Origin of the sequence: Thermonema rossianum DSM 10300, assembly GCF_000426825.1 — a bacterium.
Classification (GTDB): Bacteria; Bacteroidota; Bacteroidia; order Cytophagales; family Thermonemataceae; genus Thermonema; species Thermonema rossianum.
The window spans coordinates 254,113-280,353 of sequence record NZ_KE384579.1; the positions used below are offsets into that span (position 1 = coordinate 254,113).

The following is a 26,241-nucleotide window of genomic DNA, read 5'->3' on the forward strand; positions in this document are numbered from 1 at the left end:
CCTTTTTCTTTGATAATAAGAAAGGTCAGTTTTATGAAAACGGAAGTGTTTACGCAGGAAAAAGAACAAAAAAGCAATGCGCCGGCGCTCTTTTGGGGCAGTCAAAAGCGTTTGTTGCTGCTTTTTGCGCTGGCATTGGGCATATTTGCGGTAGCTCGTTTGGCACTGCTTTGGCGCTTCGGGCAAAACCTGGAAGGCTATGAGCAGGATGTCGTGTGGGCTTTTGTAGTGGGGGCGCGCTATGACCTGTTGGTGATTGCTTACATGTTTTTGCCTCTGCTGCTTAGCTCGTGGCTTTATTGGTTTCGTGGCGGCAAGGCAGAAGCTGCTATTCGCCGCTTTCAGCGCTATTATGCAACCTTCATACTGTCCGCAGCAGTCCTGGGCTTGCTTATCGACCAAGAGTATTATACCTACTTTCAAAGCCATCTGAATGTTTTTGTGTTTGCTTTTCTTGAAGATGACACGGTGAATATTTTGCGTTCGGTATGGTCTGACCACTCACCGGGTCTCTTTTTGAGTTTGTGGCTGCTCATTACCATGGGCTTGGCTTATCTGATGCGGCGTTGGTTTGCCCGTCCTTGGGTGGTCAGTTGGCAGATGTCCAAGGGGGCAACGGCCTTGTGTCTGCTTTTGTGGCATGGTTTATATTTTGTAGCCTTGCGCGGTTCATTTACCGAGTTTCCCCTGCTCATCGATGACGCTTCTATTTCTGACAATGGTTTTGTAAACTACCTTACGCCAAACGGTTTTTTTACTTTCAAAGAGGCATTTAAGGAAAGAAATGACTTGTTTGAGCCCAAGGCTTCCATATGGGAACAGTATGGGTTTTCGGGCAGGGAAGAAGCCCTGAAGGTACTGGGGCATGAGGACCTGCACAAAAAAACACCTGTTAATGACTTTCTGGCAAAAAATCCGCCCAATGTGGTGTTTATTATCATGGAAAGCATGGGCACCGATTACCTGCGGCTGCACAGCGAAACATGCAACACCTTGGGAAGCCTTGCTGCTTTGTTGCCGGAAATGTATGTTTTTCTGAACACCACCTCGGCACAAAATGGTACCATACCAACAGTAGAAGAGTTGCTGCTGAATACGCCCTTGCATCCCATCACGCAGTCGCGCCACCGTCGTACTTCTTTCGAAAGTTCGGTGGCTTATCCTTTCAAGCAGAAAGGGTATTTGACGGGCTTTTTGACAAGCGGCAAGCTGGCATGGCAAAACCTGGAAGAGTTTTTACCTTACCAATATTTCGATTTTCAGGTGGGACGTTCTTTGTTGCGCAAGCGCTATCCGCAAGCCGAAGAAAACGATTGGGGGGTATATGATGAGTTTTTATTCGATTACACGCTTGAAAAACTGCAGGAGTCGCCCGGCAAGCCCAAGTTCTTTTTCCTGCTGACCACGACCAACCACACACCTTTCCGCCTGCCTTCCACTTATGAACCTTTGCCGGTAAGCATTCCCGACTCTATTCGCCGTGCGATGTTGACCGAGCCGGATATGGCACAGCGTAGTTTTTACAACTACCAATATGCAGCGCATCAGTTGGGTTTGTTTTTGAAGCGCCTGAAAGAAAGTGAGGAAGGGAAGCGCACCATCGTGGTCATCACGGGCGACCACAATAACTTGATGGTGATTCCTTATGATGACAGCCGTCTGATGGCGAAGCGCAGCGTGCCTATCTTGTTTTACATACCGGAGGCATACCGCCCCAAACAGCCGGTGGATACGGGCGTGCCTGCTTCTCACAAAGATATTTTTGCCACTATATTTCCACTGGCTTTGTCTGGGGCTGACTACTGGAGCTTAGGCGAAAACCTGTTTGATGCTTCACAGCCCGGACGCTTTTTTGCCTTGAATGCCGGCACTACTGCCTTTGACAGCCAATATGGCATTGCCGATATCCGGCAACAAAAAACGTTGTACCTGCACAGGCAGCCTACGGGCAAGTGGCAAGCCGGCGAGCCCCGGCCCGAACACGAACAGCTACGGCGCCGGGCACTGGCTTACGTGGCTTTGTGGCATGACTTCTTTAACAGTCGTTTTTAAGTGCAAAAACCTTCTCTTTCCGAAAGAGAAGGTTTTTTATGTATCCGGCGGGTGCTTTTTACCGGTATATGCATGCTTTTGCCTAAATTATTCTTTGTGCTTTGCAAGCTGTATTTGGAATGTAAAAAATATCTGCTTTATGTCTTTGAAATACAGGGAATTGAAAAGAGAAGCCTTGCACTTGTTGCGTGGGCCTTCTTTTGTAATGATTTTTTTATTGACAAGCATAGCAGCAGCGGTAGTTTATACAATGCGCGGCACTTTTTTGATTTATGCTACCGTGCAGGTGTTTCACGACATGATGAATCTGCTTATAGGTTTGTTGGCGGGTATTGTGGTTACCACCTATTCCATCACGATAGTGGCACTGCAGCTTACCTCAACACAGTTCTCGCCACGGGTCATACGCCATTTGCTTTCGCAAGACTTGTACACACAAATTACCTTGGGCAGCTTTCTAAGCTGGATAATCTTTTGTTTGATTATTAAGTTCTGGATTTTATCCCCTTTGCCATTTGATGCCCCGCCGGGCTACACCGCTATTTTATGGATAAACGCGGCTATTTACGGTGCCTTTTTTCTCTTGGCAGTTCTTTTGCCCCATTTTATTTTGACCATTGCGCAAAATATCAATGCCGCTCATATTATTCGTAAAATCGCTTTGCATACATTGGACGTAGTGGCAGAAGAGGCGCAAGCATGGGAACAAATGGAAAAGGCAGAGGCGCCCGCGGCATCGGAAAATGATTGTTATGTGAAAAGTAAGCGCTTTGGGTATATACAAGAAATCGACTATGAAGCCATACGTCATTGGTTGCGCCGGCATCCCGGGGTTTTATTTGTGGAGCAAAGCCGTAGTGTAGGCGCTTTTTTAACAGCCGGTGCGCCTATTTTTCGTTTTCGTTTATCCGCTACGCTTGCTGAAGCGCAACGCCATCAATTGATGCAAAAAACCGGGCATTTTTTGCAGCGCTGCTATTCGGTAGGGCAATTCCGCAGCTTTCGCCAAGATGTGCACTTTGGCATTCGCCAGATTGTCGATATTGCCATCCGGGCAATATCGCCGGCAGTCAATGATCCTACCACTGCCATCAACTGCTTGGATTATTTGGGTCAGTTGGTGCTTTCGCTTACCGAATATCGCATGCCCACGGGGCGCGTGAACCGTTATCGCAACGAACCGCTTTATGTGCGCACCGTTACTTTCGATCAGATAGTGAGTCAGGCTTTTGACCAAATTTATCACTTTGGGCGTCATGACTACGCCGTGCTTAGCCGCACCTTCAGCTTGTTGAATACCTGTGTGCGGGCAGTATCGAAGCAGGAGCATCTGTATGTGCTGGGCGATGAAATCGGTGAGTTTGTAGAAGACCTGCTTCAGCAAATAGAGATGGAGACAATACAAGCCCACGTAAGCCAGGTGCAACTGGCACGCTTGGCAGGCATTGCCCGGCGCACCTGTGACGACTGGTTGGCAAAGACCGAAGAGTTTGCGGAGATGGGCAACAAGATGCGTCTGCTTCATGAAAAAATACAAAACGACAGCCGGCAGCTGCGGGCTCTGCATGATGCCTTAAACAGCTGAAAAAGCTTTCAAAATCCCTGTTTTTTTGCTATCTTTACATGTTTCAAAACCTTGCCTGCAGGGCAGGTTTCTATTGTGGATTTTGTGTTTTTTAGACAAGAGAGAATATGAATCAAGAACAGACCAAAAAAGTCGCTTCATCTGATTACTCAGCAGCAAGTATTCAAGTATTGGAAGGTCTGGAGGCCGTGCGCAAGCGCCCCGGTATGTATATCGGTGACGTGGGCGTCAAAGGCTTGCACCACCTTATTTGGGAAGTAGTCGATAACTCTATCGATGAGGCTTTGGCCGGCTACTGTACGCAAATTGATGTGGTAGTGCATGAAGACAACTCGGTGGAAGTGTCCGATAATGGGCGCGGTATCCCCACCGACATTCACCCCAAGGAAGGGCGTTCCGCTCTGGAGATTGTCATGACCGTTTTGCATGCCGGCGGTAAATTCAACAAAGACTCATACAAAGTGTCGGGTGGCTTGCATGGTGTGGGGGTGTCTTGTGTGAATGCCTTGTCGGAATGGCTGGAGGTAACCGTGCATCGTGATGGCAAAATATTCAAACAACGCTACGAGAGGGGCGTGCCGCAACACCCGGTAGAGGTCGTGGGCACCACCGATCGCACGGGCACTACCGTGCATTTCAAGCCGGACCCCCAAATATTTCCATCTACCGAGTACAAATACGAGACAATTGCCGATCGCTTGCGTGAGTTGTCTTTCTTGAACAAAGGAATTCGATTGACGCTTACCGACCTGCGCCAAAAAGAAGAGGATGGGCAGCCTGTGAAGGAGGAGTTTTTCTCGGAAGGTGGTTTGGTTGAGTTTGTGGAATACCTGGACGCTACACGTGAGCCTATCATCCCGGAAGCGATTTACGTAGAAGGCGAAAAGAATGGCGTACCGGTAGAAGTGGCGCTTATTTACAATAACTCTTACCAAGAGAATGTGTTCTCTTATGTGAACAATATCAATACCATAGAGGGGGGGACCCATGTGGCAGGTTTTCGTAGTGCACTTACACGTACGCTAAAGGCTTATGCCGAAAAAGAAGGATTGCTTGAAAAAGCAAAGGTGGAAATCACAGGGGATGACTTTCGTGAAGGGCTTACTGCCGTGATTTCGGTAAAGGTGGCAGAGCCTCTTTTCGAAGGACAGACCAAAACCAAATTGGGGAACTCGGAGGTGCGTGGCGCCGTGGATACTTGTGTGAGTGAGGCACTGGGATACTACCTGGAAGAGAACCCTAAAGTAGCGCGCACCATCATCGATAAGGTGATACTGGCAGCACAGGCGCGTCATGCCGCGCGCAAAGCCCGTGAGCAGGTGCAACGCAAAAGCGTCTTGGGCAGCAACTCGCTTCCCGGCAAGCTGGCCGACTGCTCAGAAAAAGACCCTGCGCTTTGCGAAATTTATCTGGTAGAGGGCGATTCGGCGGGCGGCTCTGCCAAGCAGGCGCGCGACCGTAATTTCCAAGCCATTTTGCCCCTGAAAGGTAAAATATTGAATGTAGAAAAGGCACAGGAATATAAGATTTATGCCAATGAAGAAATTCAGCATATCCTGCGTGCCTTGGGCGTAAGCTGGGGCGTGCGCAACGAAGAAGGGGAAGAAGATTCCAAGGCTTTGGATTTAAGCAAGCTGCGCTATCATAAAATCATCATTATGACTGACGCCGACGTGGATGGTAGCCACATACGCACCCTTATATTGACTCTTTTCTTCCGCTATATGCGTGAACTCATAGAGAAAGGTTATGTATATATTGCACAGCCGCCTTTGTATCTGGTGAAAAAAGGGAAGGAAGCCGTATATTGCTGGACCGAAGAGGAGCGGAAGCAGGCAGTGCAAAAACTGGGCGCCGGGAAGGATGATTCGGTGAGTGTGCAGCGCTACAAAGGTTTGGGGGAAATGAACCCCGAACAGCTCTGGGATACTACCATGAATCCCGAAACCCGCAAGTTGAAGAAAGTAACCATCGAGTCGGCTGCCGAAGCCGATCACCTCTTCTCTATTTTGATGGGCGATGACGTGGCACCGCGCCGCGAATTCATTGAGCGCAATGCCAAGTATGCCAATATTGATGTGTAAACATGAATAATGGAAAGCAATAAAACACAAAGCCCCTTCCGGTTTAAGGAGGGGCTTCTTTTTTATTAAGGAACCAAATGGTTATTTTTAAGTTTTACACATTGGGTAAAAGCAGATAGACAGGAGACGCAATTATGAGCAAATTTGAATTGGTAGCACCTTTTCAGCCTACGGGCGACCAACCGGAGGCCATCCGTCAATTGGTGGAGGGCATACGCCGGGGCGAAAAGGCGCAAACATTGTTGGGCGTAACCGGCTCGGGCAAGACTTTTACCATCGCCAATGTGATTGCGCAGCTCAACAAACCTACGCTTATCATCAGCCATAATAAAACCTTGGCAGCCCAATTGTATGGCGAATTCAAGCAGTTTTTTCCGAACAATGCCGTAGAATATTTCATTTCCTACTACGATTATTATCAGCCGGAGGCTTATATTGCCACCACCGATACCTACATAGAAAAAGAGCTTGCCATCAATGAGGAGATCGAGAAGTTGCGCTTGCGGGCAACTTCTGCTTTGCTGTCGGGGCGCAACGATGTGATAGTCGTGGCTTCGGTGTCGTGTATTTATGGTATGGGTAATCCCGATGAGTTTGCCCGCAGCACCATTCACCTCAAAAGGGGGCAGACGTGCGACATGCGCGACTTTCTCTTCTCTTTGGTTGATATCATGTATCACCGCACTGAAGGCGATTTTGTGCGGGGCAGCTTTCGTGTGAAGGGCGACACGGTGGATGTGTTCCCTGCCTATGCCGACTGGGCGTACCGTATCAGCTTCTTCGATGATGAAATCGACGAAATCAGCCGCATAGAACCTGAATCAGGAAAAAAGATCAGCACGGAAGAATATATCCGCATTTTTCCTGCCAACTTGTTTATTACGGGCAAAGAGGTGCTGGATATGGCAATGCGCGAAATAGAGGAAGATTTGGAAAAGCAGGTGGCTTTTTTAGAAAAAGAAGGGAAAAGCGAGGAAGCCCGCCGTCTGAAGGAACGTACCCTCTTTGACCTGGAGATGATGGCTGAGCTGGGCTATTGTTCAGGCATAGAGAACTACTCGCGCTATTTCGACCGCCGGCAACCGGGACAACGCCCCTTCTGTCTGCTCGATTACTTCCCCGATGATTATTTAATGGTGATAGATGAAAGCCACGTGACCATTCCTCAAATACGGGGCATGTACAACGGTGACCGGGCGCGTAAGTTGTCATTGGTAGAGCATGGGTTTCGTTTACCGGCGGCATTAGATAACCGCCCCTTGCGTTTTGAAGAGTTTGAGTCGTTGATTCATCAGGTGATTTTTATGAGTGCTACGCCGGCTGCTTATGAGCTGGAGCAGTCGGGGGGAGCAGTAGTAGAGCAGGTGGTGCGCCCGACCGGCTTGCTGGACCCGCTGATTGAAGTGCGTCCTACGCTGAACCAAATCGACGACCTGCTGGATGAAATATCGATGACCATTGAGCGGGGGGAACGTGTGATGATTACGACGCTCACCAAGCGCATGGCCGAAGAGCTTAGTCGCTATTTGGACAGGATAGGCATCCGGGCGCGTTATATTCACTCGGAGTTGGATGCCCTGGAGCGGGTAGAGGTACTGCGCGATTTGCGCCTGGGCGAGTTCGATGTGCTGGTAGGGGTGAACCTGCTGCGCGAAGGCTTGGACTTGCCCGAAGTGTCTTTGGTAGCCATCATGGATGCCGACAAGGAGGGCTTTTTGCGCGATGAGCGTTCTTTGATTCAGACCATCGGGCGGGCTGCCCGCAATGCCAACGGGCGGGTGTTGATGTATGCCGATCGCATCACGAAGTCGATGCAAAAAGCAATTGAGGAAACCAACCGGCGGCGTGCCAAGCAGGAAGCATATAACCGTGAGCGGGGCATTGTGCCCAAGACGGTGCTCAAGTCAAAAGAGGCTATTTTGGAGCGCAGCCGCCTGACCGGGCAAGAGAGCAAAGAAAAGCAGGGCTACAAAACAGATAAGCGGGGAGGTCACAAGCAGGTAGCCGAGCCGGCACAAGCCTACCACAGCATGGATGCTGCGGCGCTTAAGGCGCGTATCAAAGAAGTGCAAGCAGCCATGGAGGCAGCTGCCAAAGACTTGGATTTTATACAAGCGGCCGCCCTGCGCGATGAGCTGTTGGCGCTTAAAGAACAGTTGAAAAAGGTAGAGCGGTAAATCCATGCGTATCAATCCGGAAGACTATCATGTTGTATTTAACAAGCCTTACCTTACAGGTAAGGAAGCCCTTTATATTGAGCAAGCGGCAAAAAGGTGGGGGCATCTTTCCGGTAATGGCAAATACACGCGCCTGTGTCAGCGCTTTTTTGAGGAGCGCTATGGCTTTCGCCGCTGCCTGCTGACCACTTCTTGCACGGATGCGCTCGAAATGGCTGCCCTGTTGCTAAACATTCAGCCCGGCGACGAGGTGATTATGCCTTCCTATACTTTTGTGAGCACAGCCAATGCTTTTGTACTGCGTGGCGCCAAAATCATATTTGTCGACAGCCAGCCTTGGCATCCTAATATGGATGCGCACAGCATAGAAGCGCTGATAACACCACGAACTAAAGCCATTGTGGTGGTGCATTATGCAGGCATGGCCAACGACATGAAAACAATCTTACAAATAGCCGGACGTCATGGTTTATATGTGGTAGAAGATGCCGCACAAGCCATTGACAGCTATCATAAGGAAGGGAACCGCCGCTTGCCTTTGGGCAGTTTGGGGCATTTGGCTGCTTTTTCTTTTCATGAAACCAAAAACATCATTGCCGGAGAGGGGGGAATGCTGGTAATAAACGCCCCTTCCATGGAAGCACGTGCCGAAATACTTTGGGAGAAAGGAACCAACCGCAGTGCTTTCTTCAGAGGCGAGGTGGATAAATACAATTGGGTAGATGTAGGTTCGTCTTTTTTGCCTTCCGAAATCATAGCCGCCTTTTTGTATGCACAGCTCGAACATTTGGAGGCCATACAGCAGCGCCGTCTGAACTTGTGGAACTACTACTACCAAGGGCTGAAACCATTGGCAGAAGCCGGCTTTATAGATTTACCCACGATACCGGCCTATGCCACCAACAATGCCCATATGTTTTACATTGTTTGCCGTAGTTTGGAAGAACGTAGCCGGCTAATAGATTACCTGAAACGGCACGGTATCCTGGCTGTTTTTCATTATCAACCGTTGCACGACTCGCCTTTTTATAGAGAGAAGCACGACGGGCGCCCCTTGCCCAATTGCCGCCGTTTTGCCGATTGTTTATTGCGCCTGCCGCTGTTTTATGAGTTGACTCACACCCAGCAAGACTATATCATAGCTACGATAGAGGCTTTTTATAGACCTCAAAAAGGAAAAAAGCCGTAGCGTGCGCCACGGCTTACATGAGCGGAGACGGAGGGATTCGAACCCTCGGTACCCGTTAGAGGGTACACTTGATTTCGAGTCAAGCCCGTTCGACCACTCCGGCACGTCTCCACCTGCAAAGGTAATAGATGCCTTTTGAACTTACAATACCTATGGCAGTGAATTTTTGAAATCCTGATAAGAAGAGATGGTTGCCGGACGGTTGTCGCAAGATAAAGCAGCCGCCTTATCATTGATATTTTGCACACGCTCGCAGGGGTCAGGGTGGGTGCTGGTCCAGGTAAGACCGCCGCATTTGCCCTCTGCCTGAAGTTTTTCAAAGAAGCCAGCAGCGCCATCACACTGGTAGGAGGTGCTGTTGAGGTAGATAACCGAATACTCATCGGCTTCGCGTTCCATATCGCGGCTGAAGCTTAGCCCTGCCAAGCCCAACGCCAGCTGTTTGGTAATTTGTGTGAGTTGTGAACCGCCGCTTCCCAATACGATATCCAATAAGATGGCTACGCCATAAACACGTTCGAGGTTGCGGGCACTGTGGCGCCGGTCGGAGTGAGCAATTTCGTGTCCCAAGACACCGGCCAGTTGGTCGGCAGAATCCAAATATTTAATAAGGTCCACATAAACAAAGATATAGCCGCCCGGCGTGGCAAAGGCATTCAATACACCCGGCTTGTGTATGATGCGCACTTCCCAGGCAAACTCGTCTTTGTAGCGCACATCGGGCGAAGCCAGAATGCTGTTTACCAGATTGTCGAGATAGGCATAGGCTTGCGGGTATTGCGAGCGGTCAAGCACTTCGCCGTATTCCTGCGGGTTACTGAGTACCTCATCCCGCACTTGCTGCCCCAGCTGTATTTCATCCTGAAGAGAGAATAAAATGGGGTTCCCTTTTTTACAGCTGTTGAAGCTGAAAAGCACCAAAAGCAATAAGGTGCTGCGTAAAACATAGCGACGAATTGTAGGCATAGCGTTTTCAGTTTTGATTTTAAGTTTTCGCTTATCTTGCTTTTTCGCAAATATTATTCCTTTCGAATATAAATTTTATGCTTGGGGTAGAGCAATTCGAAGTAGTCCTCATGGTTTTGGGGCAGACTGTCGTAGTAGCCCATGATAAGCAGACCTTCGGGGCTGCTGTGCTCGTAAAATGTTTTTAACACGCGCATCTTGAGTACCGGGTCGAAGTAAATGAATACGTTACGGCAAAAGATAATATCGAACTGGCCTTCGACAGGGTCTTGTATGAGATTATGTTGGCGAAATTCCAAACGGGCTGCTTCCTGTTGTATCTTGTCGAAAACAATATGTTTTTCTGACAGGCTACAGTAGCGGCGAATATCATGAATGCCCCCGGCAATAAAATAGTTTTGCTGAAACTGTTCCGATGCTTTGATGCTGTATTTGCCCTGCTGGGCTATTTCAAGCGCTTTGGGGTTGATGTCGGTAGCAAGGATATGGGATTTCTGCAAGAGATTCATTTCTTTAAGCAGAATCATGAAAGAATACACTTCTTCGCCTGTGGCGCATCCGGCATGCCAGATATGAATTTGTTGCTTGTCGAAAAGCAAAGGAAGGATTTTGCGCCGTAAAAACTTCCACAGGTCAGCGTTACGAAAAGGTTCAGTCAAGTTGACGGCGATGGCATCGATGAGGTCGTGGATGAAATGCGGCTCGTAAAGCATCTTACGCCACAGGTCCACGGCACCGTTCAGCTTGAACGTATGCATGGCCTTGCTTAAACGCCGCCTCAGCGAACTGCGCTCGTAGTTGCTGAAGTCCAGCCGGTAACGCTGATAAATAGCTTCTATGATGGCCTCTACTTCTTCTTCTTTCAGCATGCAAGCCTTGTTTTTAAAGCATATCTACCGGTTCTATAGCTACGAATAGCATGACCATGTCAAACTCTTGTGGGTTGTTGGGGTGCGGATATTGCGGCACCAATATCACATTGAAAGTGGGCGCATTATATTCATCGAGCCGCACCGAGAGCTTCAACTGTGCCATTTCCGGCATGTTTATTTTTGCCCGGAAGTAATCTTGCTCTACTTGCGAGTGAAACTGCAGGAATTTCTGAATGGGTTTGTGTTGCAGCTGCCGTGCGTCGTAGCCCAACAGACGTGTAGCCATGATGTTGGCAGAGAGTATTTCGCCCAGGCGGTTGATACGCACCACCGGCACACTCTTGTTGCTGAACTCTTTTTCTATGTTGTTGCTGTTTTCGAGCAGCATTTGCGCCAACTGCTCTGCGAAGTCTTCTGTGGTAGTCATTTGCATGTTCATCAACACATTTTGCCGGCGCTCTTCTTTGAGGTTTTGTTGCAGTTGTTGGCGCAGCTTTTGCAGTTCGGTTACGTCTGCCAGGATGGCAACCACTTTGTAAACCTCGCCATTCAGGTTTTTTACAGGGCTAAAACTACACCGGTAATAACGCAAGTCACCGGTGCGTGTATACAACCGATAAATATAATGAGCGGGGGTGCCTTGCAGTATTTGTTGCCATATCTCATTGAAGTCGTCCACGTCTTGTAAGTCCAAGAGGCCGGCAAAGCGGGTGCGGCGCACTTCCATGCGACTTTGGAAGCCAAACTCCTGCATAAAACGGGGATTGGCACGCAGCAGCACGCCGTCTTTTCCTATTTCAACAAGTGCCACTGCCTCGTCTATAGCTTTGATTTTACTGTCATACTCTTGCTCTCGCTCTTTTTGCTCGGTGGTAAACTGCCCGAATTGCACAATCTTATATACTTGGTTGTTTACGTCAAAGATAGGGCTGTAAGTGGCAGAAAGCCATAGTTCCTTGCCATTTTTGGCAATTCGCCGGAATTCGCCTGATATATAAGAGCCGGCTTTTACGGCTTCCCACATCATGGTATAACGCAAGCTGTCGCGCTCGTCAGGCGGCAACAGCATGCTTTCGGCCTTGCCTATAAGCTCTTCTTTGCTATAGCCCGTAAGGCTGGTATAAATATCGTTGACGTCGGTAATTCTACCTTCGAGGTCCAGCTCCAACATGGAGTTGGTTTTGTTTACCGCATTTAGAATAGAGTTCGTGAGCATGGATTCACGCTCCACTTCTTGCATCTTTTCTTCAAGAATGCGCTTGGTACGTTCCAACTCTGCCGTATTGCGCATCAAAGTAGCTTCTTTCTCTTGCAGTTCCTTGGCTGTTTGCTCATATTGCCGCAGTAGCCGTTCAGTACGTGCTTTATTGAGTGCATTGGCAACGCTGGAGCCAAAGGTTTGGCTTACATCCTCTATGAACTGCCGCACATGGGGTGGGAGGGGGCGCAAAGAGGCAATTTCAACTACGCCATATACACGATCATTATGACGAATGGGCGAAAGAACAATGCATTTGGGCTTGCCCTCGCTTAATCCGGAAACGATTTTGGGATAGTTTTCGGGGATGTCGTCTATGTAAATCAAATCGTTTTCGAGTACACAGCGCCCCACCAGCCCTTCTTTGAGCTCGAAGCGCTTTTGCAAATACTTTCTTCTTTGAAAGGCATAAGCAGCTACGGTGCTGATATAAGGCGGGTCGGCTTCTTCTTGTATGAGATGTACAGCCCCTTGATGCGCCTGCACATACTCTACCAGTTTATGTAAGAAAGCGAAGGCGAGGTCTTCAATCTTATCGTTTTGATGCTCACGTAACAGGTTGTTGAACTCAGCCAAGCCACTGACAGCCCAGGTTCGGCGTTCGCGCTCTTCGTTGAGTTGTTTCAGCTGGTCACGCATGCGAATCAACGCCTGCCCAATCCCTTCGGATACCTGCAGCCCTTCCATGGATACGTCATAGTTGCCTTGACCGATGGCTTCTATAAAACGGGCCGCTTCTTTTCTGGATTCCGAAATTTTTTGCAGCTCCTTCACCAGCTCCTTTACCTGTATGTCGCTGTCGTCAAACTCTTCAACAGGTATTTCGGTATCGATGCTGTTGGCAGAGAAGAATAGTTTGATTTTTTTTAGTGGCTTAAAAACTTTTTGACGCAACGTTTGGTGTAAAGCAAGCCCCGCCAATGCCATGAAAGCAAGAAGGGCGGTAAGCAGCCACACGGACCAAGAAGGGCTAAGCCACACATACAGGATAAGCAATAGGGCTGTAGTTGCCAGCCCTATCAGGATGATGCTACTTAGCGAGGAGGTATTTCTCTGGCTCATAGGTGTTGATATCGTCGCTTTCTTTTATTGAAAGATAGAGTTTTTATGGCGGCTATGCAAATATTTGGTTTTTTAGCGCCGTTTGAGCCGTTTCTGTAAAATGTTGTTTCCCTTGGCCTTGATCATCTGCTTCATGGTATTGAGAAAGTCGTCGTCCATGAAGCAAATAAATAGAGGGTTGAGGTTGGTATTGTAGCTTTGCAATTGGGTGCGTATGTTGAGCACATGGCCGAAGGTGGCAAAGTCTGCCTTGAACTGCTCGCTCAGTTGTTGGGCAGGCAGGTAGCTGAAGCGCGGAATATCGCCATAAATAAACAGGTCGGTGAAATTGGCCACTTGCGTAACCACGGCGGCCGATATGATGTTGTCCAGCTCCAGTAAAATGTCTTTTTGAATATCTGTGATTTCGCCTTCTTTTTCTACGATGCTTACCGGCGGTTGGGCAAAAATTTGAAATACTTTTTTTATTTCTTCATGTTGAAAGAGCAAATATGTTTTTCCGTGAAGGGCGCCTTTGATTTCTGTAGTGAGCGTATAAAAATGTTCGTCTTGCAGGCGCTTGATGGTTTCGTCTTGTTGTTCTTTATCGAATATTTCGATGCTATAATCTTTTATCATGACCTTTTCGCCCGCGTATTTCGAGAAGGCATCGGCGGCATTGGCTAAAGCAATGCTGAACAGTTCGCGGGTAATATCGAATTCATAAGGTGTGAGTTGTACCATAGTTTTAAGCGTTTGAGTTTTGATAAGAGCGGATTTGTTTGAACAAAAAATGCATGATGCCGGGCACGTCCAGCACCAAACATACTTCGCCGGTGCCTAAGATGGTAGCACCGCTTACAAAGTGGGCATCTTTCAACAAAGTGCCCAAGGGTTTTTCCACAATTTCTTTTTGTTGAAGCAGCCGGTCAACAATGATACCTATTTCTTTTTGGTCGTAGTTGATGATAATGGTGGGGAAAAGAGCGTCATCCGGGGTTTCTTCAAAGCTTTTGACAATAAACTGCTTGTCCGGGTTTTGAATGGATTTCAGAGAGAAGATGTCTTTGAGAAAAACAACGGAAATACTCTTGCCCAAAAAGTTGGCTGCCAGTCCGTTGCGCACATAGTGAATGTCACTTTTGCGGAAAGTGCTTACGGCGGAAGTATAAGCCAAAGGAATGGCATAGGTGATATCGTCGAGTTGAAACAGAAGGGTGCTTTTTACTGCCATAGATAAGGGAAGTATGAGGGTGAAAGTAGTGCCTTTGCCTAAGGTGGATTCAATATCTATTTGTCCGCCCACGCGCTCAATGGCACGCTTGACCACGTCCATGCCCACACCACGCCCCGATATTTTAGTGACGGTATCGGCGCTGGAGAAACCGGGCAGGAAAATAAGTTGAATGAGCTGCTCGGGCGGCATGCGCTTGGCCTCTTCGGGCGAGATAAGCCCCTTTTGCAAGGCTTTTTGCTTGATTTTCTCTACATCTATGCCCCTGCCGTCGTCGCTTACTTGTATGCGCACCTCTTCTTTGACCGTTTCGGCAGAGAGCGTGATGATGCCTTGCCCCGGTTTGCGCTGCTTGACGCGCTCATCTTCGGTTTCAATGCCATGGCTGATGGCATTTCTGACCAAATGCACCAGCGACTCGCTGATGATTTGTAGAATGTTGCGGTCTATTTCGTTTTCCATGCCTTTGAGCACAAGCCGCACATGCTTGCCTTCTTCGTTGGCTACATCCCGCACAATACGGTGAAACTTCTTGAACAGTGTCCCCACCTGCACCAGACGGATGCTCATGACTGCATGCTGAAGCTCATTGGTCAGCCGCTGAATGTGGGTCATTTCGGTGTTGTAGCCTTTGCGCTGGGCAGTCAACTGTTCATAGAGGTTGATGATGCGGTCTTTTTCTATGATAAGCTCGCCTACCAAGTTCAATAGGTTATCAAGCTTTTTTACAGGCACGTGTATGCTGTCAGACAAATGCAGCTGTTCTTCGGCAGCAACGGTAGTCGCTTCATCTTCTATTTTCAAAGGTCTGCGGCTCTTTTTTTCTTTTGAAGGGATACCGGTAGCCGGGGGGGCTGCTTCCCGCGCCGGTTGCGTTTCGTCGCTTGCAGGCGTTTCTTCTGCCGGGGGCGTTGCCTGTGCCCGGGTTTTGCGCACCAGTACTTCCAGTTTGGTTTTGATGCCTCTATATTTAGGTGCTTCGTGGTGTTCCGGGTCCTTGAGGTGCTGAATCATAGCCCCCAGCACGTCGTTGGCGCGGAAGAGCGTATTGAATAGCTCACTGTTGATGTGGAGGTGTCCTTTTTTTATTTCACCGAATACGTCCTCGAGAATATGGGCAAATTGGGCAAGCTGTTCAAAGCCCATGCCGCCGGCATTTGCCTTGAGTGTATGCAGCAGGCGAAATAAGCTGTCAATAATCTGTTTGTCTTGTTTGTTTTGTTCCAGTTCAACAAACAAGCGGTTTAGTTCATCGTATTGCTCCTGCGCTTCGGTGAAAAATATTTCTCTTAGTTCATCATCTTTCATGGTAGCATGCAAAGTTTGGTTTTATAGATTACAGACAGCTCACTATAAAGGGAGCTATTTCATAAATGGGCAATATCTTTTTCACGGCGCCGCGCTCGATGGCTTCTTTTGGCATGCCAAAAATAGTGGCCGTTTGCTCGTCTTGTGCGATGGTATAGGCGCCTTGTTTCATGAGCGCTTCCATGCCGGCGGCACCATCGCGCCCCATGCCGCTCAACAGCACCGCAATGGCTTTGTGATGATAGAGTGAAGCGGCGCTGAAGAAAAGTGCATCGATGGAAGGGTGATTGTATGCCTCAAACTGCTGTTCGCTTTTTTTGAAGCGTATCTGCTTGAGGCTGTCTTGCATGAGTACCATATTACAATTGCCCGGTAAGATATAGATGCTTTGTGGAAGCAGTGCCATGCCTTCGGCGGCCATGGTTACTTTCAGCTCGGTGAGCTGCTGCAGCCTGCGTGCAAAAGATTCTATAAAAGAATGGGGCATGTGTTGAGCAATGATGACCGGCACGGGGAAGTTGGAGGGCAGTTGAAGCAATATTTGCTCTATGGCAGTAGTGCCGCCCGTAGATGCCCCAATCAATACTATTTCGTAGTTTACGTGGTCGAAGGTGTGCGGATGAGTATTCTTTCGTTTAACGGGCAAGCCGCCAAGCACCGAACGCTTGGCTTGGGTTGCCTGTATAATCTTACGGGTGATTTCAGGTGCCAATTGGCGTATTTTGGCGTTGATGCCGGCATTGGGTTTTAGTATGAAATCATAAGCGCCCTTTTCAAGTGCCAAGATAATATGCTCCATCTGCTCGCTACTTGCGCCACTTAGCACAACAATGGGGGTGGGGCAGTGGGCGTTGATATGCTCTATGGCATATAAACCATCATACTCGGGCATCATCAAATCCAGCAACACTACATCCGGCTTAAGCGCACAAGTTTTCTCAAATGCCTCCTTGCCATGGTGGGCAGTGCCAACAACCTCTATTTGGTTGTTTTGCTGCAGTATGTCTTGCAAAATAAGGCGCATGAAACCGGAGTCGTCTGCTACTAATACCTTGACAGGAGGCATTGAGGGTTGGTTTAGCTTTTTACATTACTTTTTGCACTACTTCTACCAGTTGTTCGGTGGTAAATGGCTTGATGATATATTCGTTGGCACCGTTTTTCATGGCTTCCTCCACGACGGCTTCTTGCCCTACGGCACTAATCATGATGATTTTGGCTGTGAGTCCTTCGGAACGCAAAGTTTTGAGCACATCAAGCCCCAACATGTCAGGTAATATGTTGTCGAGCGTGATGAGGTCGGGCTGTAGTTCAAATGCCATATCTATTGCCGACTCGCCATTGGCAGCCATGCCCAGTACTTCATAGCCTATGCTGGTGAGCGCATCTTTTATCAATGTGCGCATGTACAAAGAGTCATCTACGACCAATACTTTTTTGCTCATAAGTGTATGCAGTTTAAATGAGTTAGTATTCTTTTCAAATATAAAAAACTTTAAAAGACTTAGTCAATGACCATTTGGTCCATCAGTTCGGATTCTACGAGCTGGTAGAAGTCGAGTAAAACAATCATGCGCTTGGGCTGGCGTATGATGCCTTTAATATAGCTTTGCTCGCCCACTTCGCTTTGTATGATATGCGGTGAGCGGTCAACATCTTTTTCTTTGACATTTAATGTTTCCGGCAGGCGGTGTACCAAAACGCCCAAAAGGTAGTTTTTGCCATCGATGACTATAACAAACTGTTTGTGTTGGTCTGCATCACTACGCTCAGCCGGGGGCGTATCAAATAATAGTTCCGCCTGAATAACCGGTATGATATTGCCACGTATATTGGTGACGCCCAGAACGAAAGGGCGGGTCAGCGGAACCGGTGTAATATGACTAAGCGGCACTATCTCTTTGACTTGCTCGATGGGAAGGGCATAATACTCTTTGCCCACCTGCAAACAAATGAGTTGTAACCGTTGGTGGTTCTCTTCGGGCATGCCGGCGTCTGCTTGGAGTGGCTGTTGGTTTTCCATAGTGCATGATGATTAAAGTCCGGATAAATGATGTTTGTATTGTTTTTAAATGCGGAACAAGCCTACATTCTCTTTTAGTTCTTGTGCCACTTGCTTGAGTTTATTGCCTGTTTCGGCAATTTCGCTCATCTGTTCGCGCAAGGTAGTAGATGAATGCGCTATTTCTTTGGTGCCTGCGGCTGTTTCTTCCGATACCACCACTATTTTTTCGATGTTGCGCACCACAGAGTCGAGGCTTTGTCTTTGCTTACGGGTATCTTCCAAAATAGCACCTGCCAAGGCGAGGGTGCGGCTACTCGATTCCTTAATCTCATGAAAGACTTACTCCACTTCTTGGGTGGAAGCTATACCGCTTTGTACATTCCCTTTCATTTGTGAGATGGCTTTGGTAGCTGCCTGGGTATCTTTTTGTACTTTTTTGATTACACTCTCAATATCATCGGCTGACTGCTTGGATTGTTCGGCCAGCTTGCGTATTTCTTCTGCTACGACGGCGAAGCCACGCCCTGCGTCACCGGCACGTGCAGCTTCAATGGCTGCATTGAGCGCCAACAGGTTGGTTTGTGACGCTATATCGGTAATGACGCGCAGGGTCTTGGTGATTTCTTCCGAGCTGTTGTTCAGAATATCGATGGTTTGAGCAGTCTGGTCTGCCGAATTATTGATGGCTTCCATGCTTTGGGTCAGGCGACCGATGGTTTTAATACCATTGACACAATCTTGTTCGCCTTTTTTGGCAGATTCGTGAATGAGTTCGGCTTTTTTGCCTATTTCATTGGAGTCGTTATAGGTTTGTTCCAGCAGTTTGGATGCCTCGTCTGTACGGCGCACTTGGTCTTCGGCACCTTCTGACATTTGCGCTATGGCGCTAACCGTAGCTGTCAGGGCTTGTTGTGTGCGCTCGGCTTTCAGCAGCATGTCAGCCGCTGCCTGGTCTATATTACCTGCCTGCTTTTGTATGTTGCGAATGAGGTGGGCTATGTTTTGTATGGCGGTATTCAGTGCTTGGGTCATCTCTTGCATGGTGCCGCGCAGGTTTTCTTCGTAGCGTATGCTCAGTTTGCCTTCAGCCACACTATGAAGCAGCTCTTTAATCTGTAAAATGGGGTTGCTGATATTATCAAGCAATTGGTTGATGCTCTGGGCAAGGGTGTGCCATACGCCTTGCAGTCCGTTCAGTGACAGGCGGGCTTGCAGATTACCTGCCTCGCCGGCTTGTGTGACTACTTCGGTAATGTTTGCCAGTATGTTGCGCAGGGTTCGCTGCAGGTGCAGGTTGGCTTCCACCATATCGCGCAGCTCCGCCTCTATGTCGCTTACGTCGAGTTTGAATTGAGCATCCAAGTTACCGGCACTCAACTCAGACAAGAAGCGGCTGGTTTCCATGAGCGCCTCCTGGAAGGCCGTAATATCCCGCCCGATGGCTATGATGCGAATAATTTCCCCGTTTTTATTATATACCGGTGAGTAAACGGCTTCTACCCAGAAGTGGCTGCCGTCTTTGCGGCGGCGGCGGGCTTTCAAACGAACCGATTCGCCCCGGATGACTCTTTGCAGGTTTTGCATGATGGCGGCACGCTCTTCTTCCGACAACTGCTCTTGGTACTTGCCCCCTTGCAGCTCGTCGGCACTGTAGCCGCTGAGCTGTTGATACACCTCGTTTACAAACAAAATATTGCCTTGCAGGTCGAATTCCACAAATACATTACCTGCATTGATGGCGCGTAATTGTGCTTCCAACTCGGCTTGTGATACTTCCAGTGCTTCACGCAGTTGTATTTCCTGCTCGCGCAGGGTTTGCAGCTCCTCCATGGCTTGCCGCATTTCTTCGTCCCGGGCTTGCAGCTCCTGATTTTTGACTTTTAGCTCTTCGGCTTGTCTTTTGCTTTTTTCTAAAGCTTTTAAAAGCACTTTTTCATTGGCTTCCATACGTTTTTTGGCAGCCTCCAGCTCTTTTTGCTTCTGCACCAGTATGTCTTGAGTTGCTTGCAGTTCTTCCAGGTTTTGCCGCAACTCTTCCTCTTGGGCAGTCAGGGCTAAATTACGCTCTTCCAGCTCTTGCTGTGCTTTAATTTCGGGTGTAATATCGTAAAGGATAACCAGCTTATAGCCTTGATTTTCAATGTCTATTGATTTTATTTGTATGCGAAAGGGCAGGGGCGAACCTTGCCCGGGCAGGCGCAATTGCTTGTTTTGGAGTGCTTCACTAAGTTCCCGGATGCTTTTTTCGCCTTCTTCAAAGAAAGGAAGCAGCGACTCTATGTTCTCTTGCTTGATTCCTTTGAGCAGGGATTCGGCTGCGCTGTTTTTGTGTATAATATGTCCTTGGGGGGTAGTAATAAGAACAGGAGCAGGCAGGGCATCAAAGATGGCTTCGCAGTGTGCCTTTAAGTCGATGGTGGTGGAGCTGTTAGAAGTAGTGCGTTTCATAAGAGCCGGATATTTTAGGTTTGAACTACAATTTATAAAATATGTTATGGCGGCCGGGTTTCGTGTAATATTTAGGTGTAAAAAGTCAAGCGGCTTTGTTTGTCTTAAGCTAAGAAAAAACAGGGAGGCCTCGAAGAAACATCCCTGTTTTTATGCATTTTTTCTGCTAAAAGTATTTATAGTTGAAACTTTTGTGCATTCTCTTTCAACTTAATAGAAATGGTTTGTAAGCGATCCCCGGTTTTGGCTACCTCTTCCATTTGACGGTTGAGTTGCAAGCTGGCACGGGCTACCTCTTGGGTGCCTGCGGCTGTTTCTTCCGATACGACCACTATTTTTTCGATGTTGCGCACCACTACATGCAGGTCTTCTTCTTGCCGGCGGGTAGCCTCTACTATCTCGGCGGCAAGGCCAAGTGTTTCGCGGCTCGATTCATTGATTTGGCTAAAGGCATGTGAGGCTTCTTCCGTGGACTTTATCCCTGCTTTCACGTTGTCGCGCATGCTTTCTATGGCTTCGGTGGCAGCCACAGTATCTTTTTGCACTTTGCGTACGACGTCTTCTATGTCATCGGCTGACTGCTTGGACTGCTCGGCCAGCTTGCGTATTTCCTCTGCCACTACGGCGAATCCACGTCCTGCTTCGCCGGCACGCGCCGCTTCAATGGCCGCATTGAGCGCCAGCAGGTTGGTTTGAAAAGCGATATCGGTGATGACACGCAGCGTCTTTGATATCTCTTCGGAGCGTTGGGTGAGTGTTTCTATGGTCATGGCCGTTTGGTCTGCCGAGGTGTTGATGGCTTCCATATTTTTGACCAAGGTATTGATGACGGCAATCCCTTGGTTGCAGTTGTCTTGGCCTGTTTGGGCTACCCGGTTGATAAACTCTGCTTTGCTGCGCATTTGGTTGGCAGAAGATAAAATGCTTTCTATGAGCTTCGATACCTCATCGGTACGGCGTACCTGGTCTTCGGCCCCCTCAGACATCTGGGTGATGGCACTGGTCGTTGACTCCAGTTGTTGTTTCATGCGGGTGGCTTTGTCGAGCATGTCTATAGAAGAGCCCTCGATGACCAAGGTGTGCATTTGAATATTTTTGATGAGGTCATAGGTGTTTTGAATAGCCGCATTGAGCGAGGCCGCCATTTCGGCCAATACACCCTTGGCATTGCCTTCATACCGCACATTGAGCTTCCCTTCTGCAACTTGCTTGAGCACCTCTTTGATTTCTATTACCGGCCGGCTGATGCTGTCGAGCAGGTAATTGATGTTATTGGCCAATTCAAGCCATACGCCTTGTAAAGTTTCTGTTTGAAGGCGCTCATCCAGTTTGCCTTCGTGGCCGGCAAGACGCATCACGCGTCCTACCTCAGCCAATATATTGGAAAGCGTGCGCTGCAGATTGAGGTTGGCTTGTGCCATTTTCTGCAGCTCATCGTCCAATTCACCAATATTCAGCTCGAAGTTGACGTTCAGATTGCCATGGCTGATGGCCGTGAGGAAGTTTTGTGTGGCAAGCAATGCTTCTTGGAAGCCGGTGATGTCCTTGCCTATTTTGATGATTTTGGCTATTTCGCCTTTTTCGTCATACACAGGCGCATAGCTGGCATCAATCCACAGAACTTTGCCGTTTTTAGCTTGCCGCTTTACTTTTTTGGATATGGCACGCCCCGACTTTACCTGCTGCCACAGCTCCATAAAGGCTTTTTTCTCTTCCTCGAAGGGAATCAAATCGAAGTAGGAGGTGTGGCGCAGCTCTTCTATGGTATAGCCGGTGATGCGAAGAAACAGCGGGTTGGCATCTACGATTTTTCCATTCAAATCGAAAGTAACGAAAATATTGCTTTGGTTGATGGCATTCAGCTGTGATTGCATTTCGGACTGCGAGCGTTCCAGCTCTTTGTACAGCTCAGCCTCTTTCTCGCGCACAGCCGTAAGTTCCTCTATGTTTTGGCGCAGCTCTTCTTCTTGGGCTTGTAGTAGTTCTGCTTTTTCCTGGCTTTCTTGCAGCAGCCGCTTGATTTCAGCCTCTTGGCGGAAGCGGTCGGTTACATCGCGCGAAAAGACAGACACACCGATGATTTCTTTGTCCTGGTAAATGGGGTTGATGTGATACTCACGGTAGTGCTTGTTCCCCTCTACAATACTTTCCATGATGAACTGCAGGCGCTCGCCTTGCAGGGCACGGTCGTAGTAGTTTTTCCATTCGTCTTTATGTTCGCCCAAGAAGTCAAGTACACAAGCGCCTTCTTGCATGCCTTCGTAAGGGGTTCCTCTGTAGCGTTTTTTTATTGCATCATTCATCAAAATTACACGGTACTCCCTGTCTAATAGTGTAATAGAGTCATCGGTGCTGTTAAAGAGGGCTTCGAAGTGGGCACGCTGACGTGCCAACTCTTTCTCTTGTTCTTTGGCTTTGGCAAGGGCTTTCTTGAGCACTTCCTCCTTTTGCTTGAGCAAGTCGTTTTGCCTCTCCAGTTCCAGCTGCTTGCTTGCCAGCACTTCTTGTGTGGTCTTGAGTTCTTCTATGTTTTGCTGCAACTGCTCTTCGCGTTGCTGCAGCTCTTTGTTCTTTTCGCGCAGGGCACTGTTCATGCGCTCGCGTGCCGTAACATCCTGAAAGACGCCGCGCAGTTGTATTACCTTGCCTTGCTTGGTTTGAGAAGGGGAAAGCGTAGAACTCAGATACATGTTGTCGCCCCCTTGCCGTATGGCTTTGAAAGTGAGGGTGCTGGATTTCTTTTTTGATTTTTTGGCTATGGCATCCTCTATATGCTCCCGGAAGGCTTGGTGGTAGTCTGTGTGTACGAACTTATCCAGCCACTGTTGAAGGGGCAGCCGGTATCCTTGTTGTTCGCGTGCGTCGGTGCGCAGCATGTCGAAAACACCGTCGCTCAGCTGCATTTCTTGTTTTTCCGTATCGAAAAACCAGGTAGCCATTTTGGCAACCTTGAAGGCTGCCCGCATATCTTCGCGCAGCTTCAATAAGCTTTCTTCAAGCTGTTTGCGCTCTTGGGCATCACGGATATGAAAAATATAGCTGCCTTGGCTTTCCAGATAGGAACCGCGCAGGATTACGCTGTGAAGTGTGTTGCCAAGGTGCAGGTCATACTCCATACCGGTGCGTAGTGGGGCTTGAAATTTCTGGTAGAAGTCGGCGATGGAACTGTAATTGCCCCCCAGCAATTGTAAGAATTGTTCGGCGCTAATATTTTTCCCTTGTAAAAAATCATCTATTGTAGCATTTTTAAAAACAAGCTTTCCTTCTTGGTCGAAGACAAGAATACCTTCCAACGAATTCTCTGCAATGAGTTGCCATAAGCTGCAATCGGCTTGTTCGCCTGCAGGCGGCGTGTTGTTTTTCCGTTTGGAAGGAATCAAGCGGTCACGTTTAATTTCTTTTCCTGATGCCATAACCGGTGGGGTTTAAATGTTCTTTTTGTTGGTTTTCAAATGGATAGGGTAGCTTTAGTATTTGATTTTTTCGGAAAATATTTTTTTGATTTTTTCTACTTTGGGTTTTACCACAAAGGTGCAATAAGGTTGTGCCGCATTGTTGTTGTAGTAGTTTTGGTGATAGTCTTCTGCAGGATAAAAGGTAGTAAAAGGTTTGAGCTCTGTCACGATTGGGTCATTGAATATTTTGCTTTCTTCCAACCTTTGTATGAAATGCTCCGCTATTTTCTTTTGCTCTTCGTTGTGATACAGAATAATGGATCGATACTGAGTGCCTACGTCAGCGCCTTGACGGTTAAGTGTGGTGGGGTCGTGGGCTGTGAAAAACACTTCCAGCAATTCCTGATAAGAAATCTGCCGGGGGTCGTAATATATCTGACACACTTCGGCATGACCGGTAGTGCCGCTGCATACCTCCTTGTAAGTGGGGTTGGGCTTGTGTCCGCCTGCATAGCCCGATACCACTTTTTCGACACCTTTGATGCGCTGAAAGACAGCTTCTATACACCAAAAGCATCCACCGCCAAAGGTGGCTATTTCCAAATGTGTGTTTTCCCGGCTCATAGTTGAAGTGTTTTGTTTTTGTGCAGGGGTTTGCCCGCAGGCAGCCCCTATAATCAAAGATAAAAAATAAAGTAGAATCGGTTTTTTGTTGAAAGGCATCATTTTTTTGCTTTTTTATTCAAAACAGCCTGCCGGAAACAAAAGTTTGCCGGCTAAGTTCCGCCTTCGTAACTTTGGCAGCTGTCTAAAAGATGAATACTTATGCCTGTTTTTGATTATGCTATAGCCGTCTTGACCTTGGGTTTTATTGCTTATTTTTTCCTTAGTTTTTCGCCTGCTGTGCTTGAGCGCTGGCGTGCAAGAGGCGAAAGGGCATATGCCTATTATTTGGTGTTGTATCAGCGCTATATGGGCGTGCTGTGTTTGGGGGTGCTGCCGGCAGCAGGCTTGTGGTTTCTGAACAAGAGCCCGCTGGACTATGGTTTTCAATCGGGCATGACAGCCTATGACTTCATGTGGATTGGCGGCACTGCCTTGCTTATTTTGCCCATCAATTACTTCAATGCTCGCAAGCCCGATAATTTGGCTATGTACCCTCAAATCAGACTCAAAGAGTGGAGTTGGGCGGTCGTGTTGCATAATGCCATGAGCTGGGCTGCTTATCTGCTTGCTTATGAGTGGCTGTTTCGCGGGCTTTTCTTGATGAGTGCTGCCGCAGTATTGCCCATGTGGACGGCCATTTTGCTTACCACTTCTTTGTATGCCATCGCTCATATTCCCAAAGGACTCAAAGAAACGGTGGGGGCAATGCCCCTGGGCGTGCTCTTGGGCTACCTTACGTTGCAAACACACACCCTGTGGATTGCCTGGGGCATACATGTGGTGCTGGCATTGAGTAACTCTTATCTGTCTTTGTATTATCAGCCGGACATGCGCCTTAAACGGTGAAAGTGCGTCGTTTGGCGAAAAACGTTTTGAGGGCATAAGTTGCCCTTATGCTTTTCTTTTTGTATCATAAATGAAAAAATGAGTTTAACAAGAGCCCTTGTCAAGCCTGCATTTTACACTTGGGGTCTCGCTTTTTTGTTGTGTGCTTGCGCAAAAAAGAGGACAACGCCTTTGCCGGCGCTTGATTTGCAGTGTGTGGCGCCGCCCATGGACCTGCAAGGTATAGAAGCTTGTTTTGCTGAAGATATTCCATACGATACGCACCGGCTGACTACTTTCGACATTTTTCTGCCCGAAAGCAACGCCCCCACGGCATGCGTTGTGTATATACACGGTGGTGGGTTTTCGTCGGGCGATAAAAGCTGGATTTATGAAAGTGAAGAGCTGCGTGAAGATGTACGTGCATTTTTGAGGGCGGGGGTAGCCGTGGCTACCATCAACTACCGTTTACTCGAGTCGAATGAAAAAGAAGGAGTGCGCAAATGCTTAAATGATGCCAAGCGTGCTCTGCAGTTCATGCGTTATCATCACCGGGCTTTGAACTTAGACAAAGAAAAGTTCGTGCTTTGTGGCAGCTCGGCAGGTGGGGGCATTGCTCTTTGGCTGGCAACAAACGACGATTTGCAAGAAGTCAACCATTCTGATCCTGTTTTGCGCGAGAGTAGCCGTGTAAAGGCCGCTGCTTTGTATGCTACCCAAGCAAGTTATGACATTGAAGGGCGTTGGATACATGAAGTGTTTGCCGACTTTAATTTCTCTATGACAGATTTGACCATGCTTTTGGGGACTTCCAAATTTTTTCAAGTGTATGGCGTAGGCTCGTGGGAAGAGTACCAATCAACGGAAACCGCTTTGTATCGCACACAAGTTGACATGCTTGCTTTTTTGTCTGCCGATGACCCGCCCTTGTGGATTTACAGCACGGGCACGCCCAATGGACCGCCGGCGAATCAAAGTGCCTTGTATCATCATCCGTTTCATGCCCGTGAAATAAAGAAGTATGCCGATGCGGCAGGAGTTAAAAACATCTGCCGTTATGGTACGCCGCTTCTATACAGCGATGCTGATTTTCAAGACTATGTATCATTTTTATTGGCTTCTTTGAATGAGTAACC

General features: G+C 48.2%; 19 protein-coding genes and 1 tRNA gene. 7 read left to right on the forward strand and 13 right to left on the reverse strand.

All coding sequences use genetic code 11. The features are described 5' to 3' along the window. Positions 1–33: 33 nt before the first annotated feature. From K384_RS12720 to rffA, 5 genes are all read left to right on the forward strand, one after another. Positions 34–2,052 (forward strand): LTA synthase family protein, encoded by a 2,019-nt coding sequence (locus tag K384_RS12720; RefSeq protein WP_051633402.1) that lies wholly within the window; start codon positions 34–36, stop codon positions 2,050–2,052. A gap of 139 nt (positions 2,053–2,191) precedes the next feature. Further along, complete coding sequence (locus K384_RS12725; protein ID WP_169737660.1) at positions 2,192–3,637, forward strand: DUF2254 domain-containing protein; 1,446 nt, start codon at positions 2,192–2,194, stop codon at positions 3,635–3,637. A gap of 107 nt (positions 3,638–3,744) precedes the next feature. After that, entirely contained in the window at positions 3,745–5,721 is a 1,977-nt protein-coding gene (gene gyrB / locus K384_RS12730; RefSeq protein WP_038032879.1) for a DNA topoisomerase (ATP-hydrolyzing) subunit B, read from the forward strand. Between the two features lie 134 nt (positions 5,722–5,855). Further along, positions 5,856–7,898 carry an excinuclease ABC subunit UvrB gene (uvrB, locus tag K384_RS12735; protein WP_038032880.1) on the forward strand — a complete coding sequence of 681 codons (2,043 nt, stop codon included), beginning with the start codon at positions 5,856–5,858 and terminating at the stop codon, positions 7,896–7,898. A 4-nt stretch (positions 7,899–7,902) separates the two neighbouring features. Next, positions 7,903–9,087 (forward strand): dTDP-4-amino-4,6-dideoxygalactose transaminase, encoded by a 1,185-nt coding sequence (gene rffA, locus K384_RS12740; protein WP_038032881.1) that lies wholly within the window; start codon positions 7,903–7,905, stop codon positions 9,085–9,087. Between the two features lie 22 nt (positions 9,088–9,109). Here the strand turns inward: rffA and K384_RS12745 are convergent. From K384_RS12745 to msrA, 13 genes are all read right to left on the reverse strand, one after another. Continuing rightward, positions 9,110–9,198: transfer RNA gene (locus tag K384_RS12745), tRNA-Ser, on the reverse strand. Positions 9,199–9,237: 39 nt separating this feature from the next. Next, complete coding sequence (locus K384_RS12750; RefSeq protein WP_038032882.1) at positions 9,238–10,053, reverse strand: M48 family metalloprotease; 816 nt, start codon at positions 10,051–10,053, stop codon at positions 9,238–9,240. Between the two features lie 53 nt (positions 10,054–10,106). Beyond that, entirely contained in the window at positions 10,107–10,922 is an 816-nt protein-coding gene (locus K384_RS12755) for a CheR family methyltransferase (RefSeq protein ID WP_038032883.1), read from the reverse strand. Between the two features lie 13 nt (positions 10,923–10,935). Next, positions 10,936–13,245, reverse strand: a complete 2,310-nt coding sequence (locus tag K384_RS12760; protein WP_038032884.1) for a PAS domain S-box protein — start codon at positions 13,243–13,245, stop codon at positions 10,936–10,938. A 72-nt stretch (positions 13,246–13,317) separates the two neighbouring features. Then, a complete protein-coding gene (locus K384_RS12765; RefSeq protein ID WP_038032885.1) occupies positions 13,318–13,968 on the reverse strand; it encodes a chemotaxis protein CheC in 651 nt (216 codons plus the stop codon). A 4-nt stretch (positions 13,969–13,972) separates the two neighbouring features. After that, on the reverse strand, positions 13,973–15,766 hold the full coding sequence (locus K384_RS12770; RefSeq protein WP_038032886.1) for a chemotaxis protein CheA: 1,794 nt from the start codon (positions 15,764–15,766) through the stop codon (positions 13,973–13,975). 28 nt (positions 15,767–15,794) lie between these two features. Continuing rightward, the gene (cheB, locus tag K384_RS12775; RefSeq protein ID WP_038032888.1) at positions 15,795–16,832 is read right to left on the reverse strand and encodes a chemotaxis-specific protein-glutamate methyltransferase CheB; all 1,038 of its coding nucleotides are present in this window, start codon (positions 16,830–16,832) and stop codon (positions 15,795–15,797) included. 19 nt (positions 16,833–16,851) lie between these two features. Then, positions 16,852–17,211, reverse strand: a complete 360-nt coding sequence (locus tag K384_RS12780; protein ID WP_038032889.1) for a response regulator — start codon at positions 17,209–17,211, stop codon at positions 16,852–16,854. A 59-nt stretch (positions 17,212–17,270) separates the two neighbouring features. Beyond that, positions 17,271–17,789, reverse strand: a complete 519-nt coding sequence (locus K384_RS12785) for a chemotaxis protein CheW (protein ID WP_038032890.1) — start codon at positions 17,787–17,789, stop codon at positions 17,271–17,273. A 45-nt stretch (positions 17,790–17,834) separates the two neighbouring features. Then, positions 17,835–18,068, reverse strand: coding sequence for a hypothetical protein (locus K384_RS12790; protein WP_038032891.1), 234 nt, complete (start codon positions 18,066–18,068; stop codon positions 17,835–17,837). A gap of 42 nt (positions 18,069–18,110) precedes the next feature. Then, positions 18,111–20,219, reverse strand: a complete 2,109-nt coding sequence (locus K384_RS12795; protein ID WP_038032894.1) for a methyl-accepting chemotaxis protein — start codon at positions 20,217–20,219, stop codon at positions 18,111–18,113. Positions 20,220–20,395: 176 nt separating this feature from the next. Continuing rightward, a complete protein-coding gene (locus K384_RS13525) occupies positions 20,396–23,632 on the reverse strand; it encodes a methyl-accepting chemotaxis protein (RefSeq protein WP_051633403.1) in 3,237 nt (1,078 codons plus the stop codon). A gap of 54 nt (positions 23,633–23,686) precedes the next feature. Continuing rightward, positions 23,687–24,340, reverse strand: coding sequence for a peptide-methionine (S)-S-oxide reductase MsrA (gene msrA, locus K384_RS12805; protein WP_084147238.1), 654 nt, complete (start codon positions 24,338–24,340; stop codon positions 23,687–23,689). Positions 24,341–24,439: 99 nt separating this feature from the next. Between msrA and K384_RS12810 the strand changes: the two genes are divergently transcribed. Both K384_RS12810 and K384_RS13530 read left to right on the forward strand, forming a co-directional pair. Continuing rightward, entirely contained in the window at positions 24,440–25,126 is a 687-nt protein-coding gene (locus K384_RS12810; RefSeq protein WP_038032895.1) for a CPBP family intramembrane glutamic endopeptidase, read from the forward strand. A 171-nt stretch (positions 25,127–25,297) separates the two neighbouring features. Next, positions 25,298–26,239 carry an alpha/beta hydrolase gene (locus tag K384_RS13530; protein WP_051633404.1) on the forward strand — a complete coding sequence of 314 codons (942 nt, stop codon included), beginning with the start codon at positions 25,298–25,300 and terminating at the stop codon, positions 26,237–26,239. Positions 26,240–26,241 lie beyond the last annotated feature (2 nt).

Excerpts from the sequence above, each read along its gene's own strand:
- K384_RS12720 (WP_051633402.1), top strand. The coding sequence starts at position 34 with ATGAAAACGGAAGTGTTTACGCAGGAAAAAGAACAAAAAAGCAATGCG.
- K384_RS12725 (WP_169737660.1), top strand. The coding sequence starts at position 2,192 with ATGTCTTTGAAATACAGGGAATTGAAAAGAGAAGCCTTGCACTTGTTG.
- gyrB (WP_038032879.1), top strand. The coding sequence starts at position 3,745 with ATGAATCAAGAACAGACCAAAAAAGTCGCTTCATCTGATTACTCAGCA.
- uvrB (WP_038032880.1), top strand. The coding sequence starts at position 5,856 with ATGAGCAAATTTGAATTGGTAGCACCTTTTCAGCCTACGGGCGACCAA.
- rffA (WP_038032881.1), top strand. The coding sequence starts at position 7,903 with ATGCGTATCAATCCGGAAGACTATCATGTTGTATTTAACAAGCCTTAC.
- K384_RS12750 (WP_038032882.1), bottom strand. The coding sequence starts at position 10,053 with ATGCCTACAATTCGTCGCTATGTTTTACGCAGCACCTTATTGCTTTTG.
- K384_RS12755 (WP_038032883.1), bottom strand. The coding sequence starts at position 10,922 with ATGCTGAAAGAAGAAGAAGTAGAGGCCATCATAGAAGCTATTTATCAG.
- K384_RS12760 (WP_038032884.1), bottom strand. The coding sequence starts at position 13,245 with ATGAGCCAGAGAAATACCTCCTCGCTAAGTAGCATCATCCTGATAGGG.
- K384_RS12765 (WP_038032885.1), bottom strand. The coding sequence starts at position 13,968 with ATGGTACAACTCACACCTTATGAATTCGATATTACCCGCGAACTGTTC.
- K384_RS12770 (WP_038032886.1), bottom strand. The coding sequence starts at position 15,766 with ATGAAAGATGATGAACTAAGAGAAATATTTTTCACCGAAGCGCAGGAG.
- cheB (WP_038032888.1), bottom strand. The coding sequence starts at position 16,832 with ATGCCTCCTGTCAAGGTATTAGTAGCAGACGACTCCGGTTTCATGCGC.
- K384_RS12780 (WP_038032889.1), bottom strand. The coding sequence starts at position 17,211 with ATGAGCAAAAAAGTATTGGTCGTAGATGACTCTTTGTACATGCGCACA.
- K384_RS12785 (WP_038032890.1), bottom strand. The coding sequence starts at position 17,789 with ATGGAAAACCAACAGCCACTCCAAGCAGACGCCGGCATGCCCGAAGAG.
- K384_RS12795 (WP_038032894.1), bottom strand. The coding sequence starts at position 20,219 with ATGAAACGCACTACTTCTAACAGCTCCACCACCATCGACTTAAAGGCA.
- K384_RS13525 (WP_051633403.1), bottom strand. The coding sequence starts at position 23,632 with ATGGCATCAGGAAAAGAAATTAAACGTGACCGCTTGATTCCTTCCAAA.
- msrA (WP_084147238.1), bottom strand. The coding sequence starts at position 24,340 with ATGATGCCTTTCAACAAAAAACCGATTCTACTTTATTTTTTATCTTTG.
- K384_RS12810 (WP_038032895.1), top strand. The coding sequence starts at position 24,440 with ATGCCTGTTTTTGATTATGCTATAGCCGTCTTGACCTTGGGTTTTATT.